The 14,658-nt window shown below is 64.5% G+C and carries 13 protein-coding genes; 6 read left to right on the forward strand and 7 right to left on the reverse strand.

All coding sequences use genetic code 11. From position 1 onward, the window contains the following. Window positions 1-6: 6 nt before the first annotated feature. From H292_RS0113240 to H292_RS0113255, 4 genes are read right to left on the reverse strand one after another with little or no spacing between them, the layout of a single operon-like run. The gene (locus H292_RS0113240) at window positions 7-2,361 is read right to left on the reverse strand and encodes a xanthine dehydrogenase family protein molybdopterin-binding subunit (RefSeq protein WP_230621100.1); all 2,355 of its coding nucleotides are present in this window, start codon (window positions 2,359-2,361) and stop codon (window positions 7-9) included. Further along, on the reverse strand, window positions 2,358-3,701 hold the full coding sequence (locus tag H292_RS0113245; protein WP_020111719.1) for an 8-oxoguanine deaminase: 1,344 nt from the start codon (window positions 3,699-3,701) through the stop codon (window positions 2,358-2,360). The genes H292_RS0113240 and H292_RS0113245 overlap by 4 nt, the downstream gene beginning before the upstream one ends. Before the next feature lie 8 nt (window positions 3,702-3,709). Further along, complete coding sequence (locus H292_RS0113250; RefSeq protein ID WP_019664813.1) at window positions 3,710-4,183, reverse strand: (2Fe-2S)-binding protein; 474 nt, start codon at window positions 4,181-4,183, stop codon at window positions 3,710-3,712. A gap of 4 nt (window positions 4,184-4,187) precedes the next feature. After that, window positions 4,188-5,054 carry an FAD binding domain-containing protein gene (locus H292_RS0113255; protein ID WP_020111720.1) on the reverse strand — a complete coding sequence of 289 codons (867 nt, stop codon included), beginning with the start codon at window positions 5,052-5,054 and terminating at the stop codon, window positions 4,188-4,190. A 112-nt stretch (window positions 5,055-5,166) separates the two neighbouring features. On the opposite strand from H292_RS0113255, the gene H292_RS0113260 reads away from it, so the two are divergent. Both H292_RS0113260 and H292_RS0113265 read left to right on the forward strand, forming a co-directional pair. Continuing rightward, complete coding sequence (locus H292_RS0113260) at window positions 5,167-6,687, forward strand: PucR family transcriptional regulator (RefSeq protein ID WP_027498804.1); 1,521 nt, start codon at window positions 5,167-5,169, stop codon at window positions 6,685-6,687. Between the two features lie 52 nt (window positions 6,688-6,739). Beyond that, on the forward strand, window positions 6,740-7,387 hold the full coding sequence (locus tag H292_RS0113265; protein ID WP_020111722.1) for a TetR/AcrR family transcriptional regulator: 648 nt from the start codon (window positions 6,740-6,742) through the stop codon (window positions 7,385-7,387). A 13-nt stretch (window positions 7,388-7,400) separates the two neighbouring features. Here the strand turns inward: H292_RS0113265 and H292_RS0113270 are convergent, their stop codons facing one another. Continuing rightward, window positions 7,401-8,042, reverse strand: a complete 642-nt coding sequence (locus H292_RS0113270; RefSeq protein WP_019664817.1) for a pyridoxamine 5'-phosphate oxidase family protein — start codon at window positions 8,040-8,042, stop codon at window positions 7,401-7,403. A 70-nt stretch (window positions 8,043-8,112) separates the two neighbouring features. On the opposite strand from H292_RS0113270, the gene H292_RS0113275 reads away from it, so the two are divergent. Beyond that, the gene (locus H292_RS0113275; RefSeq protein WP_020111723.1) at window positions 8,113-8,838 is read left to right on the forward strand and encodes an SDR family NAD(P)-dependent oxidoreductase; all 726 of its coding nucleotides are present in this window, start codon (window positions 8,113-8,115) and stop codon (window positions 8,836-8,838) included. Between the two features lie 7 nt (window positions 8,839-8,845). On the opposite strand, the gene H292_RS0113280 is transcribed toward H292_RS0113275, so the two are convergent. Continuing rightward, on the reverse strand, window positions 8,846-9,478 hold the full coding sequence (locus H292_RS0113280; RefSeq protein WP_019664819.1) for a TetR/AcrR family transcriptional regulator: 633 nt from the start codon (window positions 9,476-9,478) through the stop codon (window positions 8,846-8,848). Between the two features lie 152 nt (window positions 9,479-9,630). On the opposite strand from H292_RS0113280, the gene H292_RS0113285 reads away from it, so the two are divergent. Then, window positions 9,631-11,091, forward strand: coding sequence for an MFS transporter (locus H292_RS0113285; RefSeq protein ID WP_020111724.1), 1,461 nt, complete (start codon window positions 9,631-9,633; stop codon window positions 11,089-11,091). On the opposite strand, the gene H292_RS0113290 is transcribed toward H292_RS0113285, so the two are convergent. After that, window positions 11,052-12,179, reverse strand: a complete 1,128-nt coding sequence (locus H292_RS0113290; RefSeq protein ID WP_020111725.1) for a cellulase family glycosylhydrolase — start codon at window positions 12,177-12,179, stop codon at window positions 11,052-11,054. The genes H292_RS0113285 and H292_RS0113290 overlap by 40 nt on opposite strands. A gap of 117 nt (window positions 12,180-12,296) precedes the next feature. On the opposite strand from H292_RS0113290, the gene H292_RS0113295 reads away from it, so the two are divergent. Both H292_RS0113295 and H292_RS0113300 read left to right on the forward strand, forming a co-directional pair. Further along, window positions 12,297-13,004, forward strand: a complete 708-nt coding sequence (locus H292_RS0113295) for a GAF domain-containing protein (protein ID WP_019664822.1) — start codon at window positions 12,297-12,299, stop codon at window positions 13,002-13,004. A 190-nt stretch (window positions 13,005-13,194) separates the two neighbouring features. Then, complete coding sequence (locus H292_RS0113300; protein ID WP_020111726.1) at window positions 13,195-14,649, forward strand: sugar transferase; 1,455 nt, start codon at window positions 13,195-13,197, stop codon at window positions 14,647-14,649. Window positions 14,650-14,658: the final 9 nt, after the last annotated feature.

Below are 14,658 nucleotides of genomic sequence, written 5' to 3' on the forward strand. Positions count from 1 at the left end.
GCCCTCCTAGGGCGCGACGATGTGTTCGGGGCGGATGGGGACACGGGTCAGGGCAAGCCCGGTCGCGTCGCGGATGGCAGCGACGACGGCCGGCGTCGAGGACAGGGTGGGCGGCTCGCCCGCACCACGAAGGCCGTACGGCGCCAATGGGTCTGCATTCTCCAGGATGTCGAGTTTCATGGGCGGCATGTCGAGGATCGTCGGGATGAGGTAGTCGGTGAAGGAAGGGTTCTTCACGAGTCCGTCCTTCACGACGATCTCCTCCATGACGGCCAGACCCAGGCCCTGCGCCGATCCGCCGTGGATCTGTCCTTCGAGCGAGAGCCGGTTGAGGATCTTGCCGACGTCCTGCACGGCGGCCATTTCGACGACCTTCACCAGACCCAGCTCCACGTCGACGTCGACGACCGCTCGGTGCACGCACAGTGCAAGCTGCGTGTGGCTCGCACCCTGACCGGTGACGGGGTCCATCCCGCTGGTCGGTCGGTGGTGAAATTCGCGTGTCTGCTCGATCACGCGGTCGCCCAACACATCCTCGATCGTCGCGAGTACTTCACCCGACGACACGATCTTTCCGCCGTCGAGGGTCAGTCCGCTGACGGCTCGTCCGAGGTGCAGGCTCGCAAGTACGAACACGGCGTCACGGACGGCCTCGCACGCGGCCTTGACGGCTCCGCCGGTCATGTAGGACTGACGCGACGCCGACGACGAACCTGCGTTCCCGACTGCAGTGTCGGCCGGATGAATGACCACCTTGGTCACACCGAGCTCGGTGCGCGCGATCTGCGCCTCCAACGTGACCAACCCTTGACCGACCTCGGCCGCCGCGGTGTGCACCAGGGCGGTTGCCTCCCCGCCGATGACTTCGAGACGTACTCGGGCGGTGGAATAGTCGTCGTAGTTCTCGGAGAAGCAGATGTTCTTGATTCCGACGCCGTAGCCGATGCCGCGTACGACGCCTTCGCCGTGCGTGGTCTGGGAGGCACCGCCCGGCAGGTTACGGATGTCCGACGCGTCGAGCGGGGCCGGCAGTGCCATTGCCTCGGCCCGGGCGAGCATGTCGGCCAGCGGCGCGGGTGCTTCGATGACCTGTCCGGTCGCCAGGATCGATCCTTGGCTGACGGCGTTGATCTGCCGGACTTCGACGGGGCTGATTCCGCAGGCCTCGGCGAGTTTGTCCATCATCGACTCGTATGCGAAACATGCTTGTACTGCGCCGAATCCACGCATCGCCCCGCACGGTGGGTTGTTGGTGTACACGCCGTACGCGTCGATCTCGATGTTCGGGATCACGTACGGCCCGACGCCGAGGGACGCCGCATTGCCTACGACGTTGAGCGTTGCCGACGTGTACGCACCTCCGTCGAGGATGATCTCGACGTCGGCGTACAGCAGCTTGCCGTCGCGGCTGGCGCCGTATTCGTAGTGCATCTGCGCGGGGTGGCGGTGGACGTGGCCGAAGAAGGATTCGTAGCGGTTGTAGACGATCTTCACGGGCTTGCCGGTGTACATCGCGAGCATGGCGGCGTGGATCTGCATGGACAGGTCTTCGCGTCCGCCGAACGCGCCGCCCACGCCGGCCAGGGTCATGCGGATCTTCTCGTCGGGCAGGCCGAGGCACGGTCCGATCTGGGCCAGGTCGTTGTGCATCCATTGAGTGGCGACGTAGAGGTCGACACCGCCGTCCTCGCCTGGAATCGCGAGGCCGGATTCAGGTCCGAGAAACGCCTGGTCCTGGATGCCGACGGAGAAATCGCTGGAGACGACGATCTCCGCGCGCTCTCTCGCCGAGGCGACGTCGCCCACGCGTACGGGCTGATGCCTGGCTACTCCCCCACGCTCCTGCACCTTCGGATACGTCGGGTCGAGCGCCGCGCGCCGTGCATCCGTCAAGGGCTCGAGTATCTCGTACTCGACGGCGATCTTCTCCATTGCGCGGCGAGCGGTCTCGGGGTGGTCGGCGGCGATCAAGGCGATCGGCTCGCCTTCGTGGCGTACCTCGTCGAATGCGAGAACGGGCTGATCCCACGTGTGATCGAGGCCGAAGCACTTGCGGCCCGGCACGTCCTCGTGCGTCAGTACGGCTTCGACGCCCGGGGTGGCCAGAGCCTTCGAGATGTCGATCGACAGAATTCGCGCACGTGGATGCGGACTCCGAAGCGTTGCGCCCCACAGCATCCCGTCGATGAACAGGTCCGACGAGTACGCGAACTCTCCCTTGACCTTCAACGTCCCGTCGGGACGCAACGGGCTGTCACCGACGCGTCCTTGTCCCGGGGCTGCGATGTCGTGGGGAGCCCTGGTAGGAGCAGACCTGGCAGGAGCTGTCTTGGCAGGAGCGGTGTCGGTCGGGGCGCTCACAGTACATCCTTCGCAAGTGTCATGAGCCGACGGTGCGCGTCGGCTCCTTCTCGGGCTACCGCGTCCTGCGGTGCGCTGACCAGAACGTCGTCCTCGACGATCGTGCGGCCCCCGACCAGCAGCCGGGCCAACGGTGGGGTCTGTCCGTAGGCGAACGCGACGATCGGATCGTCGACCGCGGCGTAGAAGCCGTCGGTGCGCCACAGCGCCAGATCGGCCACCTTGCCGACCTCGATGGACCCGATCTCGTCCTGACGACCGAGTACTGTTGCGCCGCCGAGCGTCCCGATCTCCAATGCCTGGCGTGCGGTGAGCGCGGTCGGACCGTACTTGGCGCGCTGCATGTACATCGCCTGACGGATCTCTCCGGCCAGCGGCACCATCTCCGCGGACGCGCTTCCGTCCACTCCGAGGCCCACCGGAGCGCCTGCGGCGAGCAGATCCGAGATCCGCGCGATCCCTGCTCCGAGGCGTGCGTTGGAGCTCGGGCAGTGGGCGGCTCCGGTCCCGGTGGCCGCCATCTTCGCGATGTCGGAGTCGTGCAGGTGCACCGCGTGTGCGAACCACACGTCGTCCCCGAGCCAGCCGACCTGCTCCATGTACTCGACGGGGGTGCAGCCCATCTGAGCGACACAGTGCTCTTCCTCGTCCAGCGTTTCGGCCAGATGCGTGTGCAGCCGAACGTTCTTGCTTCTCGCCAGAGATGCGGACTCGACGAGCAGGTCCTTGCTGATGGAGAACGGCGAACACGGAGCGACGGCGATCCGCAGCATCGAGCCGAACGAGCTGTCGTGGTAGGTGTCGATCGCGTCCGACGTCGCGGTCAGGATGTCGTCGAGGCTCTCGACCACCTCGTCCGGTGGCAGACCACCGTCGGACACCCCTCGGTCCATCGAACCGCGACACGGCTGGAATCGCACTCCGATTCGGCTCGCGGCGTCGATCTCGGCGGCGAACAGGTCACCCCGCCCCTTCGGGAAGATGTAGTGGTGGTCGGTGGTGGTCGTGCATCCTGATTTGGCGAGCCAGGCGAGGCCGGCCGCAGCGGCTCCGCCGACCACCGCCGCGTCCATCTTCGACCAGGGCTTGTACAGCGCGACGAGCCACTCGAACAGGGTGTTGTCCTTGGCCAGCCCTTGTGACGCCCACTGGTAGAGGTGGTGGTGGGTGTTCACCAGCCCTGGCGTCAGAAGAGCTCCGCCCGCGTCGATGATCTCGGCTCCGTCGGACGCAGGTGCGTCTCCCGATCCGATCGCGGCGATGACGCCGTTCTCGATCACGACGTATCCCCGCGGGATCTCGTGCCCGACGATGGGTGCGATGTATGCGTTCCGAATCACTGTGCGTGTCACTGGGCTTCGGCCTTCCTGGTTGCGGCGAGACGCACTGCGTCGAGGATCTTCTCGTATCCTGTGCAGCGGCAGAGGTTTCCGGCGAGTGACTCGCGAATCTCCGCGTCGGACGGATTCGGTACCCGCTCGATCAGATCGTGAGCTTGCACGACGAGACCCGGAGTGCAGAATCCGCACTGCACCGCTCCGCATTCGACGAAGGCCTCCTGCATCGGGTCCAGCTTCTCTCCCTCCGCCAGTCCTTCGACGGTCCTGACCTCGCGCCCTTCGACCTGACCCGCCGCCACCAGGCAGGCGCAGGCGGGTACTCCATCGAGATACACCGTGCACGAACCACATTCACCCTGTTCGCATGCATTCTTCGATCCGGGCAAGCCCATACGTTCGCGGAGCAGGTACAGCAGGCTCTCTCCTTCCCACACGTCGTCCGCTTCGAGTTCCTTGCCGTTCACAGTGCAGTTGACTCGCATGAGATCACGCTGCCTTTCCGTTGTCGCCGAGCTCTTTCCAGGACCAGCCCAGAGTTCTCTTGGCCATGACAGCCAGTGCGTGCTTGCGGTACTGCGCTGTGCCGCGCACATCGTCGATGGGGCTTGCTGCTTCCGAGACCAACTCGCCGAAGCGGACAGCGATCCGGTCGTCGAGCGGACCGGACCAGTCGAGCTCGCCCGCCAGAAATTCCTCGGCAGCATAAGCCCGCCGGGGCGTGGGCGCAGCGGAGCCGAGCCCGGTTCCCACGCGCTGTTGCTCGGGGAACAGTGCGATGGAGAACGAGCACACGGCGATCACCATGGCGTTGCGAGTACCGATCTTGGAGAAGTACTGCGGGCCCGCCGCAGGCCGTACGTGAAACGCGCGGATCAGTTCGTCCGGTGCGCACGAGTTCCGTTTGACTCCGACGTAGAACTCGGTCGCAGGAATCATCCGAGTTCCGCGGGCAGCCGATTCGACCTCGACGACGGCACCGGCGGCCAACAGGGGTGCGTGAAGGTCTCCCGCGGGTGATGCGCCACCCAGATTGCCCCCGACGGTGCCGCGGTTACGGATCTGCGGGGAGCCCACTGTCCGCGACGCCTGCGCGATACCCGGAAGCCGGTCGCCGAGTTCGGCGATGATGCGCACGTACGGGACACCCGCCCCGACGCGCAGCGTCCCGTCGGGCAGCTGCTCCCAGTCGGCGAGTTCGGTCACCGGGTTCAGGTCCAACAATGCGCCCGGGCGATGCACGTCGAAGTTCATCTCGACCATGACGTCGGTTCCGCCTTGAATCGGCACCGCGTCGACGTCGTCCGCCTTGGCGGACAGCGCCTCGGTCCAGGTCTGAGGCCGTAAGAATTCCATGCACCAAGTACAGCCGCGGGCGTCCGAAGGATCGAGAGACAAGAACGACGAACTATGACGCCGATCACAGTGTAGGTTCTGGAGGTTCCTACAAGAGCAAGGAAGACACGCGGTGAGGCTGCACGATTTGATGGGTTTGTCGGACCTGAACCTGCAGCAGGTGGTTGCTCCCGAACATTTCGACCCCGTCATCAGATGGGTCGTCACGACGGACATGCTGGATCCGAGTCGCTACCTCAGCGGCGGTGAACTGGTGCTCACCGGACTCATGTGGCGTACGGGCCCGGGCGATTCACACGAGTTCGTAAAAGCCGTCGCCAAGGCAGGCGTCGCCGCGCTGGCGGCGTCCGAAGGTGGATCCGTCCCGGACGACCTCGTCGACGCGTGTCGCGCCCACGGACTTCCACTGTTCCGTGTCCCCGCGGACGTTGCGTTCGCAACGGTCACCGAGCGGGTGGTCCGGCAGTTGTCGGCGGCACGGGCGTCCGACGTGAAGGCGGTGTTGGAGCGGCACCGGAGATTGGTGGAGGGTACGGGAACAGGTGGGATCGGTGCGCTGCTCGATCTGGTCGCAGCCGAGCTGGGCATCGAATGCTGGATCCTCGCAGCGACGGGTCGCGTGGTTGCCGGCTCCGAATCCGTGCCCGACGCGGCACTGCTCGCACACGAGTTCCTGACCGCGCGTCGGCTTCCGCATTATTCGCCCGCGCTCGACATGTCGATGCTTCCCGTCGACAGGAATTCCACAGCCCGCGTCGTCGATTGGTTCGTGGCGGTCGGAAGCGATTGGCAGACGTGGCACCCCGAGCGCCGCGCACTGGCCGAGCAGGTCTGCTCGATCGTTGCCCTCGAACGAAACAGGTTCGACGACAGGCTGACCGGGGCCGGAATCCTCGCCCAGGAATTCATCCGTGCCCTCGGCGAGGGTGTCGATGCTTCGTTCGTGACGCAGCAGATGGGGCTTCTCGGCCTGCCCGTCGACTCGCACTATCAGGTGATCGCCGCCTCGGTGTCACCGTCTGCACACTCGAAGCAGGACGTGCTGCGCCCGAGCGAGGTTCGTCGTCTGGTACAGGAATTGTCAGTGCCCCACATGTCGACGGTCGGCATCGTCGGTGGTGAGGTGCTGGCCGTAGTGGCAACCGACATCGATGCGACCGCGTCGATCGGTAGAGGGGTGGACATTCTGTCGCCGGGGCTGGCCGGTACCGGGCTGGCCGTCGGAGTGAGCGCCCTGGTCGGTGCGCGGGACCTTCGCAGCGCCGTGGAGGAAGCGCGCCATGCGCGCAGGTTGGCCGCCGGGCGAACCGACGGTCGGTACGTCGTCGGGCACTCCGAGCTCGCGACTCTGGTGTTGCTGCTGGCAGGTGTTCCCGACGACGTTCGGCTCATGTTCAGGTCGAGGCTGCTGGCGCCGCTGACCGAGTACGACGAGGTCCACGGCAGTGACCTCGTCAGGACGCTGGCCGCATTTCTCGACACCAACGGTTCGTGGACGAAGTGCGCCGAGCAGATGCACCTGCACGTGAATTCCGTGCGCTACCGAGTCCAGCGAATCGAGGAGTTGACCGGCAGGGATCTGTCGCTGCTCGAACATCGTGTCGAGTTCTATCTAGCCCTGCGCTTGAGGTGACCGAAGTGTCTGTCACTTCCCATCTGATACCGATCGGTGTCAGTATCTTTCCGTGAGCTCTTCCGAAACCGAGATCGCTCCCGGCAGGCCCTACCGCGGGTCGAGCGCGGAGGCGCGACGTGATGCCCGCCGAGAGAGGCTGCTGGACGCAGCCGTGGACATCTTCGGCACGAGCGGCTACCGGTCCGCGTCGATCGATCGGATATGCAGCGCCGCCGGACTGACCAAACGCTACTTCTACGAGTCCTTCGACAGCAGCGAGGCACTTCTGGAGGCCGTGTACCGGCGAGCAACCACGACGATGCTCACCAGCATCCACGTCAGCAGCGACGCGCACATCACCGGCGCCGAGCATGTTCTGCAATCGGCGTTGTCGAACTTCTTCCGCACCATCGCCAACGACCCTCGATCCGCGCGCATCGTGCTGCTCGAGGTTCTCGGCGTCTCCGCCGAAGTGGACGCGCTGTACCGGCAGACCACAGGACTGTTCGTCGACGCCGTCCTCGCCGTCGCGGATTCGGTCGGAACCGCTCGCGGCCTGGCCGGGCCCAACCGTCGAACACTCGCGGTCGGTCTCGTCGGTGCCGTGCTCATGATGACCCAGCAGTGGTTGCTCGCACCCGACTCCGAGCCGTTGGACGGGGTCATCGCGAGCGCCCACACCATCCTCGGCGCCGTCGCATTCGGTCGGCTCGACTGACGCATCTATCCCGCTACTGGGGCTGTTGGCGCTGGTACAGCTGCTTCTCGTAGGACGGGCCGTAGTACTGCTCCAGCTCGGCGAGAGTTTCGGGCGAATCCGGCATGACCGCTTTGGTGATCCGAGCGACCGTCGGGAGTGCCGACGGATTCCAGGTGTCCGGCTCCCAGAGCCGTGACCGCATGAACGCCTTGGCGCAGTGAAAGAACACCTGCTCGATGTCGACGAGCAGACACAGGATCGGACGATGCCCCTTGACCTTCATGTCGTCGAAGAACGGCGCATCCTTGAGCAACCGCGCTCCGCCGTTGACACGCAGAGTGTCTCCGCGGCCGGGGACGAAGAAGTTGATTCCCACGTGCGGGTTCAGCAGGACGTTGCGGTAGCCGTCCATCCGCTTGTTTCCCGGCCGTTCGGCTATGGCGAGTGTGGTCTCGTCGAGCACGTGAACCAGCGCCCCCGCCGGGTCCCCCTTCGGCGACACGTCGCATCTTCCGGTGTCGTCGGCCGTTCCGATGAGGCAGAACGGAGACATGGACAGCCACTCCCGGTGGATCGGCAACAGTGCATCGCGGTCCTTGTTGGCCGCCCGGTAACTCGGCGTGCCGAACAGTGCGGTCAACTCGTCGGTGTCGGTGATCTCGTCCCATGCCACGCGAGGAAGCCTAACAACGCCGGGGCACCGAGTCATCGGACTTTCGGGCGCATCTGGCACAGTGACGTGCATGACCGCTCGCACCACCGTCGTCACCGGAGGAAGCCGTGGCATCGGGGCCGCGGTGTGCAGACGGTTGGCCGCCGACGGCCACGACGTCGTCGTCACGTACGTGCGTGACCGCGCAGCCGCCGAGTCCGTTGCCGCAGACGTCGAAGCTGCGGGACGTCGTGCGTTGGTGTGCCGCGTGGACACGACCGACGAGGAATCCGTTATCGCGATGTACGGAGAGGTCGCGGATTTCGGGACGCTCACCGGGCTGGTCACCAATGCCGGGGCCGCCTCTGCCGTGGGCGATCTCGTGGACAACGATCTCTCCGACATCAGGGCCGACATCGACCTCAACCTTGTCGGTGTTCTCGCCTGCATCAAGTACGCCATCGCGCCGATGACGCACTCGGGTGGCTCGATCGTCAACATCTCCTCTGCCGCAGCCACTCTCGGAAGCCCCGGGATGTACGTTCATTACGCGGCGTCGAAGGCGGGAGTCGACGCACTCACCGTGGGGTTGGCCAAAGAGTTGGCGGACAGAAACATTCGCGTCAATGCCGTTGCACCCGGGACCATCTGGACCGATTTTCATCGAGATCCGAACAGACCGGCGAAGGTCGCTCGGTCGGTGCCCATGAAGCGTGCGGGCACTCCGGACGAGATCGCGGGCGCCGTGTCCTGGTTGCTGTCGGACGACGCGTCCTACGCGACGGGTACGACCATCCGCATCGCGGGCGGTCAGTAGCCTCGAATCACGACCGCGACACCGGCGCCCGCCAGATCCCTACCGTCGCGTCGATGAGATCGGTGCCGCAGTCGGTCCAGTTGGGCGGGACGTCCGGATTCTCCGCGAACTCCATTTCCTTGTCGGCGCAGGTGTGCATCATCAGGTTGCGGGCCATGTCTCCGCGAATCTTTCGGACACTCACCGGTAACTCGGGCAGACAGCGCTCCAGTCCCGCGAGGGTGGGTTTCAGCGCCGTCAACTCGCCGGCACGGGCGTAGGCGACGGACCGCAGCACCGGGTCGGATATCAGTTGGACGCTGAATCTCCCGTACCAACTGGGCGATCCGAGAGAGTCGAGATGCGAGACGTAGGGCCTGATGAGGCACGCAACCCAATCCTGCAGATCATCCGAACCCTCCACCCGCGCGACCATCTGCGATCGAATCTCTTCGATCGATCGCGAATGTTTCTCCAGAATTGCTCGCACCAGATCCGTCTTCGTCCCGAAGTGGTACGCGACAGCGGCGTTGTTGCCCTGGCCTGCCGCCTCGCTCACGTGCCGGTTCGAAACCGGATGGATACCTTCCTCCGCATACAACCTCTCGGCCGTGGCCAACAGCGCCTCACGCGTATCGAGGTTGCGGTCTGCACGCGTCATGTGGACCAGCCTTCCACAGTCATCACCGTCTGATTCGTCATCAATCGGACATACCGACCACAGTGAACAACGCCACTTTGACCTGCGTCAAGCAGTTGCTTTAAATTGATTCAGTCAATTGCTTTAAAACTAACGCCGGGAGGCTCGAACCCATGTCGACCACTGCCCCACCACCCGACAACGCCACGGTGGCACCAGCAGGCGTCGTCGTTGCCGTGCTTGCGTTCACCGGAATCGTCGTCTCACTGATGCAGACGCTCATCATTCCGTTGATTCCCCAACTTCCGACCCTGCTCGACGCATCGGCATCGAACACCGCCTGGGCCATCACCGCCACTCTTCTTGCAGGCGCCGTCGCTGTTCCGGTGATGGGTCGTCTCGGCGACATGTTCGGCAAGCGATTGCTGTTGATGGTCAGCCTCGTCCTGATGATCTCGGGCTCGATCGTCGGCGCGCTCAGCGAATCACTGGTTCCGCTCGTCGTCGGCCGTGCGCTGCAAGGGCTGGCGGCCGGTGTCATTCCCCTCGGCATCAGCATCATGCGCGACGTTCTTCCACGAGAGAAGCTTGCCGGCGCGACAGCCACGATGGGCGCTTCCCTCGGTGTCGGCGGTGCGCTGGGGCTTCCCGCAGCGGCGCTCATCGCGGAGTACGCCGATTGGCATTTCCTGTTCTGGGTGTCCGCCGCACTCGGCGTGATCGTCGCGATCCTGGTGCTGACGCTCGTGCCCGAGTCCGAGGTGCGGACCGGCGGAACGTTCGACGCGGTCGGAGCGGCCAGTTTGTCCGTCGCTCTCGTGACTCTGCTGCTGGCGATCTCCAAGGGCGCGACATGGGGGTGGAGCAGTTCCACCACGCTGGGTCTGTTGGCCGTCGCCGTCGTCTCCCTCGGTTTCTGGGGATGGTGGGAACTGCGCACGAAGCAGCCACTGGTGGACCTCCGCGTGTCGGCTCGCAGGCAGGTGCTGTTGACCAACCTCGCATCCGTCGTGTTCGGCTTCGCGATGTTCGCCATGACGCTGGTCTTCCCGCAGGTTCTTCAGTTGCCCGTCGAAACCGGCTTCGGACTGGGCCGCTCGATGCTGGTGACCGGTCTCGTCATGGCCCCCTCCGGCATCGTCATGATGCTGGTCGCGCCGATCTCGTCCAAGATCACCACGACGAGGGGCCCGAAGACGACGCTGATGCTCGGCGCGATCGTCGTGGCCGTCGGCTATCTGTTCGGTGTCGTCACGATGAGCGCTGTGTGGCAGCTCGTTGCCATCTCCTGCATCATCGGCGCAGGCATCGGTCTGTCGTACGGCGCGATGCCCGCCCTCATCATGGGCGCGGTCCCGCCCTCGGAGACCGCCGCGGCCAACAGCCTGAACACGCTGATGCGTTCGCTCGGGACATCGACCGCGAGCGCCGTGGCAGGCGTCATCCTGGCACAGATGACGATCACGCTCGGATCGGCGGAACTGCCGTCGCAGCAAGGGTTCCGGGTGACGATGGCCGTCGCCGCAGGCGCTTCGCTGATCGCACTCGCGCTCGCCGCGTTCCTACCGAGATTCGCGCCGGCAGCCCCCAGCCGTCAGGAGTACGCCCCCGTGAAGGCCGCGACGCGCCCGTAGGCGGACTTCGGCGTGAAATCGCGCCGAAGCAGCCCGAAGTTCTGTTCCGGATCGGCCAGGTTCGTGCCTGCATCTCGCAGGCTGTACACGTAGGACGGCCCGATCCACGCATTACCGAGGACCGCATCCATCACGATGACGATCGAGTCCGCTTGGACCTGTTCGCTCACCGCGTTGGATGCGGTTCCCGTCGGCGCACCGAACTCCGTCAACCAGATCTGCTTGCCCGCATCGCCTCCGGCAACCATGGTGTCGCGCATCGGCCACAGCGCGAACGCTGTACTCCATTCCTGGGTACTCGGGTCGTTCGGCAGCCACGGGTAGGTGTACGGGTGAACGTTGAACGCGTCGAAGTACTTGTTCGCGCCGAGCTGGTACATGGCGGAGAGAAACGACTTGGGGTTCATGTTCGTGCCGTTGTCCGTTGCGGGAGCCAGCCCACCGCTGAGGACCGTCGACGCCGGCTGCACCTGCTTGATCGCCTGATAGGCCGCGCGCAGCATTATCGAGTACGCAGCCACGTCGGGCTTCGGTTTCCAGAATCCGACGATGTTCGGCTCGTTCCAGATCTCCCACAGATTCATGTGGTCGCGGTACCGGGTGACGACGGTACGCGCGAATGCGGCGTAGACGTTGGGGTCCGCGGGCCGTGAATGCGAGTCACCCATCGCCTCGGGTACGCGCGCCCACTGCGGTGTGTAGGCGATGACGCCGAGCGGACACATACCGTGCGCCACCACAGCGGCCAGCACACGGTCGGTGTTCGTCCAATCGAACTGCCCGCGATTGCGTTCGATGGTCGACCAGTCGATGTCCACCCGAACCGAGAACAACCCGGCGTCGCGCGCCAGATCCAACTCCGCGTTCAGATCCGCGTTCGACGCCGCAGCCAGTGTGGCACCGGGCGAGGCACCGATGCGAGGGGAGCTGGTCATTCCGGAACACCGTCCGTCCGGTGACGAGGGCGCTGTGCGCCCGGGCGTCGTAGGTGACGCGTGCGTGGGTGTGATCACCGCAGCGATGGAGACAAGCAGAAGTGCAAGCGTGACCACGATCTTCGGCACGCTCAGCGTTGCGCGCCGAAACATCGGCAGAATATAACAGCAGTTCTGCCGAATACCATCATCTGTTCGAATTACTGCCACCGACACGACCTCGAGTGAATGAATACGCCGACTTCGTTCGACTGCATTACCATCGGGAAAATGACAGACGTTGTTTCCGGGTTCGACGACCGCTTACACGAAATTCTCGCGCAACAGGCGGAAAAAGCCGGGGAATCGGTCGAAGCGTATGTGCGCCGCGCGGTTGTCACGCGGCTGGTTCAGGAACTCACCGCCGACGACGATTCCGAACTCGGCCAACTGCTGCGCCATCTGCAGGCCGCACGGATCGAGGTACCGACCTCGGACGAGGAGCAGCCCGAGTCCGATCGCCCGTTGCACAACCGCGACCGCGTCAAGGCCGTCGAGAAGACGGGCCTGATGGACACACCGAAGGAAGACAGTTACGACCGACTGGTATCCATGGTCGCCGACGCCTTGATGGTCCCGTCCGCGGCCATTTCCCTGATCGACGACAAGCGCCAGTTCTACAAGAGCGCAGTCGGTTTGCCGGCCGAGATCGCCGAGTCGCGCCAGCTGCCGATCGACCAGAGCATCTGCCAGTACACCGTCGACGGCGGTGAACCACTCGTCGTCGAGGACGCCCGTCTGCACGAACTACTGAAGAATCACCCGGCAGTCCTCGGCAATCTCGCGGTGTCCTACATGGGCATCCCTCTCGACGACGGCCAGGGCCACACGGTGGGGACTCTGTGCGTCTGGGACGAACAGCCCAGGCAATGGACTATCGGCCATCAACAAACCCTTCAGGATCTCGCGTGGATTGTTCGCGAGCGAATATTCGGATGAGAACGTCTATCCAGAACTTTCACCCCGGTATTTCGATCGATAACGGGAAATCGGTCGCTTTTCCGTAACACGATCGATAAAGCAAAAGGGGGTTCGGGCCAAATGTCTGAGATAGCCTTTGACGGTGCTTGGAACACGAACTGGGTCCCGTACGGAGTAATGGCCCGTGTCTAAAACTCTCGAATCACCCTTGGCGACTGCCGACGCACTGCGCGAGGTCCAGTCACGTCCGCGAAGCCTGACGGACCGACTGCGCGTCGATCCACTGCACACGGTGGTGACAATCTCGGTCGACGTGATCGCCGCAACCATCGCCGTGATCGAGGGGGTGCTCTGGCGAACCGGAAGCCTCACCGAGTTGGGATGGCTGCCCTGGCTGTTCATCCCTCTGGTGATTGCTTTCCTCGGCGCCGGAGGAATGTACCGACGGAGCCTCCGGAAGAACTTCCTCGACGAGATCGGCCCGGTCGAGACAGCCATCGCGTTCGCGACTCTTGCACTGCTGTCGATCATGATCGTCGTCGACACCGAGTACCGCCCCGGCGCACTGATGGTCCGCATCTGGATCTGTGCAGCGGTGTCCATCGCAATAGGACGCTTGATCCGCGTGATCATCCAACGTCGCATCAGGGCGAAGTACAACTCGGCGGCACCGACGCTCGTCGTCGGTGGTGGACCGATCGGTCATCAGCTCGTCGCACGGATGCGTCAGTTCCCCGAGTACGGGCTGAACCCCATCGGTCTCGTGGACGTGACACCGGTGGCACCGGTGGACCCCACCGCGCCGGACTTCATCGACGTTCCCTACCTCGGCACACCGAGCCAGTTCGAGATGATCGCCAAGACGACCGGGGCCGAGGAAGTCATCGTGGCGTTCTCGTCCGTTCAACACGAGGAGCTCGTGGCTGCCGTCAGGTCCGCCCACAAGTTGGGTATCCGAGTCTGGGTTGTGCCGCGTCTGTTCGACACCGTCGGACTCAAGACGCGTGTCGAGCACATCGGCGGACTCCCCCTCATGGTTCTTCCTCACGTCGATCCCAAGGGATGGCAGTTCCTCCTCAAGGGACTCACCGACCGGGTGCTGACCAGCATCGGCCTGCTACTGATCTCACCGATCTTCCTGCTGCTCATGCTGCTGGTGAGGTTGAGTTCGCCCGGCCCCATCTTCTTCGCTCAGGAACGCATCGGACGTGACGGAATTCCGTTCGACTGCCTGAAGTTTCGGTCCATGCGTCCGCCACGGGCGTCCGATGCAGAGTTCGTGCGAGTCGAGGGCGCTGCGCCGGGCGGCGTGGAAGGCGTGGATCGCCGTACCAAGATCGGCAAGATCATGCGGCAGACCTCGCTCGACGAACTGCCACAGCTGCTCAATGTGATCCGCGGCGACATGAGCCTCGTCGGCCCGCGACCCGAGCGGCCCGAGTACGTGGACCTGTTCGCCATGCAGATCCGTCGCTACGGAGAGCGCCATCGAGTGAAGGCCGGTGTCACGGGCTGGGCACAGGTACACGGCCTCCGGGGACAGACGTCCATCGCGGACCGTGCGGAGTGGGACAACTACTACATCGAGAACTGGTCCATCTGGCTCGACATCAAAATCCTGTTCCTGACCGTTCTGGCCGTGCTGAAGCGGGCCGAGGACTGAGTGTGAACA

Origin of the sequence: Rhodococcus sp. 114MFTsu3.1 (genome assembly GCF_000383555.1) — a bacterium.
Taxonomy (GTDB): domain Bacteria; phylum Actinomycetota; class Actinomycetes; order Mycobacteriales; family Mycobacteriaceae; genus Rhodococcoides; species Rhodococcoides fascians_E.